The 3,783-nt window shown below is 52.4% G+C and carries 6 protein-coding genes; all 6 read right to left on the minus strand.

Annotated elements, in window-relative coordinates; all coding sequences use genetic code 11:
• Positions 1 to 522: 522 nt before the first annotated feature.
• Entirely contained in the window at positions 523 to 873 is a 351-nt protein-coding gene (locus IGW03_RS37195) for a hypothetical protein (RefSeq protein ID WP_194727408.1), read from the minus strand.
• 152 nt (positions 874 to 1,025) lie between these two features.
• Positions 1,026 to 1,340 carry a hypothetical protein gene (locus tag IGW03_RS37200; protein WP_194727409.1) on the minus strand — a complete coding sequence of 105 codons (315 nt, stop codon included), beginning with the start codon at positions 1,338 to 1,340 and terminating at the stop codon, positions 1,026 to 1,028.
• A 193-nt stretch (positions 1,341 to 1,533) separates the two neighbouring features.
• Positions 1,534 to 1,773, minus strand: coding sequence for a hypothetical protein (locus IGW03_RS37205; RefSeq protein WP_194727410.1), 240 nt, complete (start codon positions 1,771 to 1,773; stop codon positions 1,534 to 1,536).
• Positions 1,774 to 2,091: 318 nt separating this feature from the next.
• Positions 2,092 to 2,487 carry a hypothetical protein gene (locus IGW03_RS37210; RefSeq protein WP_194727411.1) on the minus strand — a complete coding sequence of 132 codons (396 nt, stop codon included), beginning with the start codon at positions 2,485 to 2,487 and terminating at the stop codon, positions 2,092 to 2,094.
• 28 nt (positions 2,488 to 2,515) lie between these two features.
• Positions 2,516 to 2,689: a hypothetical protein gene (locus tag IGW03_RS37215; RefSeq protein WP_194727412.1), complete on the minus strand. Its 174-nt coding sequence runs from the start codon at positions 2,687 to 2,689 to the stop codon at positions 2,516 to 2,518.
• Positions 2,690 to 3,183: 494 nt separating this feature from the next.
• The gene (locus IGW03_RS37220) at positions 3,184 to 3,645 is read right to left on the minus strand and encodes a hypothetical protein (protein ID WP_194727413.1); all 462 of its coding nucleotides are present in this window, start codon (positions 3,643 to 3,645) and stop codon (positions 3,184 to 3,186) included.
• Between the last annotated feature and the right edge of the window lie 138 nt (positions 3,646 to 3,783).

A 3,783-nucleotide genomic window follows, 5' to 3' on the forward strand; every position in this document is an offset into this window, starting at 1 on the left:
TAACTCTATCGTCACCCATGGTGGCGGATTCCTTTCTGCTGAAATGTTTCGGTCTAGACAACCTTATTTCAGCAGCATCCGCCGCCTTCTTCAACTACCCCTCATCCACAACATTCCGTTATACCTCGGAAAGAGTCGGGCACGCCAGTAGGCCAAAAAAAACCCGCACTCAAATGAGTTGCGGGCTATGAATACTGCAATGCAATTATCTTAGATTGGAAGCTTCAACTGAAGGCTTCTCTATGACGTCAAGGTCGCGGGTCCAGAATGTCTCTACCCTTTCCTTTGCTCGAGTGGTCGGATGAAGCCTGACATACCAAAGGCCACCGTCTGACCGACCGAGGCGGTTTTCTTCAATTACGACCCCTTTACGGCCAGGGTATTTGTCACCACCAAGGCGCCGCTGATTATGGCGAACCAATACCTCGCACCCTAATTCGACTATCCCGCCGGTAAGCCCTTGGCTTGATTCAGCGGGGGATACTATGGCAGTCGCCGAGAGCGTATCAGAATCAATGTCCACTACGCCCTCTCTACTGACAGTTTCTCCAGTTTGAAGAAGCGAATTACCGTCCGCGCGCCTTCGTGGTCTTCGCAGACAAACTTGCCGTCGTCTACGAAACGGCCCTCTCGAATACCGCCTTCGTTCAGAACAACAGTATACGGAGTACCGCCGTCGGTCCAAGAGAACCGCGCAATCTCATTATCCGTTGCACCGGTAGGTTCCGAGTCGCCCCAAGAATGCAGATAGGGCCCATCGTCAATCGTCACAACGTCAGCTTTGTCGAGTAATGACAAGAACTGAGCAGTCATGACATCGACCTGCTCCTCAACCTTACCAGGAACAAGGCTAGAGATATCTTTAGCGTCCATATTTTACTTTCGAAGTGCCAGCAACAATCCAATCAATCTAGGACCGGCTGGCGATTTTTAATGTGGCTGTTCGCCACAAATGGCTACCTCCACTACCGATTGGACGTGGAGAGTAGAATCTGGCTGTGTGTCAAGCGGTTGGCGAAGCCCACTCAATTGGGCAGTTCGTCAATCATGATGTGATCGGTCGTAATGACGATGCTGCTGCTGATCAACAGCGCCTGCCAATAGAAATCCTTGTCGGTGACAACGAGTTCAACGCATTCGACTGAACCATCTTCGGGAGATAACCAGCGTGGTGAGTACTCGAATTTTGTGGCTGAGTAGAGGTCCGCATCAGCCACAATCTTCTGCATGCGTTCTACCAACGCGATTAGCGGTTCGGTCAGTGTGACTTCCGCCACACGTGGCCAGGTCGTCATATCGTCTGAACATTCAACAGAAAGTTGTAGTTTGTTCGCCATCATTTTCTCTATCAGTGGAAAAGACGGAGATACCCATACGGGCATCCCCGTATAGGTTATGGTTACAGTGCTTATGTGGTCGACGTGGGAAGTCGCCTAACGACTGGCGCCGGTTTTCGAACAGGGAATAGCCTGCATAGACAATCCGAAGATACTTCGGATCTGGCGTACCTACCTGCCGGAGCGCGGGAATGAATCAGAACTTGCAGTCCACCAGACCAACCGGCGGATGAGTACGAAGACTTTCGTCGATCGCTTTTGAAACATGGCGCGCGCCGCGAATCGGATAGACAATCGACAGAGGCAGATTGCCGTCGGTCGCCTCACACAACTCCCTTTGCTGTGCTGCTGTAAGAGTGCCGAGAACAGCCGCCGCGCGAATAAGCAGTTCGCCTGCTTGAGTAGCTTTTTCAATTGTAATTGCGTCGAGTTGCATTTTTACCTATTTCGAATATTGGTTGCCGCAGGAGTTTTCCTTTGGCTGTTATTTTTATGGCTCGCGGCCCAACGCAAACTGCGGAGCGCTTTCCTGCGTTCCTTTGCATTGCCGCTTACGCCGAAGATCCCCAAGCCCGGTCCTTCTTCAACAAAGAAGGTCCCGGCGCTGACTCTCGACTTTCGAATCATCGTTCGCCTCTTTTATCTGGGGTGCAGCCGGATAACACCGGTCTGCCCTTTTTGAAATGTTTGTTGAGGATGCAGCCTTCATGGCCGCATCCGATATCAACCTGATGTCTCTGCGCGGAGGCAGGAACTACTTGATTGCACCGAGGTTCTGGGAGACCCAATCCACAAGGTCGCCGCCATCGACGTCCGCATCGTTGAGGAATCCAGGAAACTCAGTGACGATCGCCGAAAAGACGTCGACACGACCGCCCTTTCCTTTCTGTTGCGTCGCCAGTACTTTCTTCTGCTCCGCGACCAGCTTGTCAAAGGCTTCCTCGACGTCGACTTTTGGCAGATTCGCCTCGATCAACTCGGAAACACTTGCGCTGGCCATAAATTCAAGACGTTGGCCTGGTGAGAGTATTTGCCAAGCGCGCCTGAGTAACTGCTGAAGGTCTCCGACTTCATGGTCCGGATCGGAATCCTTCCCATGCGCCAGCGCAGCTTGGAGACAAAGTTCTAGCCCGATCTTCTTCGTCATCATTCACTCCTGTTTAGCAAAAGTGACTGGATCAGAACATTGGAGCATGGACTACTTGCTCGCCCTCTTTCTCGCAGAGCATGACCGTTACCTCATATGACTTCTTGGCCTTGAATTCAGCCGCGGCCTTAGTCTGTGCCTCGAACGATGTGGCTGCTGTGACTTCGATCTGGCGGCCACGGTAAAACGCGATATATCCGTTCATTGTTTTGTCCTTGAAATTTAACGCCAAGGACTCCCCCGAGGGGAGTGTTCCCCTTGGGCGGTGGTATGGAAGCCATTGCTGGCGATGGATGACGTCAAGTTCGATTAGAACCTGACATGGTCAACGCTAGTTCGGTTGACGGTGATCTGCTGGATGCCCAGCTGCTTTGACGTGCGAAAGCACGAAAATCCTCTCAAATGCATATCTGCATATGGCAGGTTTCTCGAGCTTACAGTCGGAAAAGAAATTGGCGTCCGAAAGGCCGACCGCCGCTACTTACTGAATGCTGCATTGTCCCGCAGCTTGGAGATAAATATGTTGCCGGTTTCTTGTCCTTGCGTCAAGAAATGTCGATTTCGTTAGATGATTTTCCTGAAGCAGATACGCCCTCGATTTCCATCGAGGGCCTTCTACAGCACTAACCTGCCCGTTCTCGACGTAACGCCTACGCGTCTTCGAGTCGGAATCTGTAAATGCTCTTACATGGCTACCCTTCACGACGATGTATTGCCGGCCCGTTCCTGTTTCACTCGTTCCGATAGGTGACTATCCGCGAACTGGCGAAGATACTGTCCAAAGGACGGTTGGAAGTCTGTTTGCTTCTCCCGAAGTGCTTTCGGATGAAGGCGCTCATATTCACGGCTGCGTTCTGCATGCCAGGCGAAGTAAGCGATATTCGAGCTGACCGTCGAGGGATCTTCTACGGTGTCAAGAAAGGCTTGGTAGTAGGCGTTTCCGACCCGCCCCGCGAGGTATTCCTGACGCTGTTTCTCGGCAGTGGCAGCATCTTGCTGGCGCCGTTGGACTTCCGCCAGCATCATTGCTCTAGCTGATGTGATGAGTTCCTCAAGCCATTCGTAGGCCCAGATCATACTCTCCGGTTCACCGTACTGCGCGGCGACGATCCGGCGTGCAAATCGCTCATAGCGAAATGCTGCATCGGCATCGAGCGGCACCTCCCCAGCCCCTTTCAATTACCCATAAATTTTGACATTGCGGCCACCACGACCTAGCCTGACAGGAAGATGCTGGTAAGGGGGCCGTGATGGAACAGGAGCAACATGACACGCGCGTTGCTGCGCCGGATTGGCTGA

The sequence above is a fragment of the Noviherbaspirillum malthae genome (assembly GCF_015352985.1).
Lineage (GTDB): Bacteria > Pseudomonadota > Gammaproteobacteria > Burkholderiales > Burkholderiaceae_D > Noviherbaspirillum > Noviherbaspirillum malthae.